Source organism: Roseomonas rosulenta (genome assembly GCF_016106005.1).
In the GTDB taxonomy this organism is placed as follows: domain Bacteria; phylum Pseudomonadota; class Alphaproteobacteria; order Acetobacterales; family Acetobacteraceae; genus Neoroseomonas; species Neoroseomonas rosulenta.
The window spans coordinates 1-1,523 of the sequence record NZ_JACADR010000509.1; the positions used below are offsets into that span (position 1 = coordinate 1).

Here is a 1,523-nt window from a genome sequence, read left to right on the forward strand (position 1 = left end):
GCCGCCCGGGGGCGGGGCGCCCTTGCGGGGGGTGCGGCCTTCGGGCCGCCGCGGGGGACGAGGCATGGCGCGCATCCTGCGCACCCGGCCGCACAAAGCAAGTGAGGCGGCGCAGCGTCCGCCCAGGCGTCGCGCCGCCGGTGCGCGCCGCTCCGTTGACAGCGCGCCCACCATGCGGTTAACCCCGCGCGCTCCCGCCGGCCCGCAAGGGCGACGCGGCTGCGGAGGGGTGCCCGAGTGGCTAAAGGGGACGGACTGTAAATCCGTTGGCTTGCGCCTACGTTGGTTCGAATCCAACCCCCTCCATACCGCCTGCCGGAGGTTCGATGTGCCGGTGGCGGGGCGAGGTTTAGGTGGGTCTGCGCGTCGCGGCGCGGGTGTAGCTCAATGGTAGAGCCCCAGCCTTCCAAGCTGGTTGTGCGGGTTCGATTCCCGTCACCCGCTCCAGCGAAGCGCGGGGTTTCGCCCCGGATGGGGCACAGGTTTTCCGGGTTCCGTCCGCGCGGCGGCGCCCCTGGTTTGGCAGACATCGTTCGGAACGAGGACGCGGGACAGGACCATGGCGAAGGCGAAATTCGAGCGTAACAAGCCGCATGTGAACATCGGCACGATCGGGCATGTGGACCATGGCAAGACGTCGCTGACGGCGGCGATCACCAAGGTGCTGGCGAAGGCTGGTGGTGCGACGTTCACGGCGTATGACCAGATCGACAAGGCGCCGGAGGAGCGTGCGCGTGGCATCACGATCTCGACCGCGCATGTCGAGTACGAGACGGCGAACCGCCACTACGCGCATGTGGACTGCCCTGGCCACGCCGACTACGTGAAGAACATGATCACGGGCGCGGCGCAGATGGACGGCGCGATCCTGGTGGTCTCGGCCGCGGACGGCCCGATGCCGCAGACGCGCGAGCACATCCTGCTGGCGCGCCAGGTTGGCGTTCCGGCGCTGGTGGTGTTCCTCAACAAGTGCGACATGGCGGACCCCGACCTGCTCGAGCTGGTCGAGATGGAAGTGCGCGAGCTGCTGAGCAGCTACCAGTTCCCGGGTGACGACATCCCGATCATCAAGGGCTCGGCGCTGATGGCGCTGGAGGACAAGTCGCCGGAGCTGGGCGAGCAGGCGATCCTGGAGCTGATGGCGGCGGTGGATGCCTACATTCCGCAGCCGACGCGCGAAGTGGACAAGCCGTTCCTGATGCCGGTCGAGGACGTGTTCTCGATCTCGGGCCGCGGCACGGTGGTGACGGGTCGCGTTGAGCGCGGGATCATCAAGGTGGGCGAGGAAGTCGAGATCGTTGGCCTGAAGGCCACGGTGAAGACGACGGTCACCGGTGTGGAGATGTTCCGCAAGCTGCTGGACCAGGGCCAGGCGGGCGACAACATCGGCGCGCTGCTGCGCGGCACGAAGCGCGAGGATGTGGAGCGTGGTCAGGTTCTGGCTGCGCCTGGGTCGATCACGCCGCACACCAAGTTCAAGGCCGAGGCGTACGTGCTGACGAAGGAGGAGGGCGGCCGCCACA

Annotated in this window: 1 protein-coding gene and 2 tRNA genes; all 3 read left to right on the top strand. The window is 68.2% G+C overall.

Annotated features, from left to right (window positions below; translation table 11 throughout):
• The first annotated feature begins 223 nt into the window (after positions 1 to 223).
• Positions 224 to 306 (top strand) — tRNA-Tyr (locus HW578_RS26370).
• 67 nt (positions 307 to 373) lie between these two features.
• Positions 374 to 447 (top strand) — tRNA-Gly (locus tag HW578_RS26375).
• Between the two features lie 112 nt (positions 448 to 559).
• Positions 560 to 1,523: elongation factor Tu (gene tuf / locus HW578_RS26380; RefSeq protein WP_198373670.1), on the top strand; the 964-nt coding region annotated here is incomplete at its 3' end.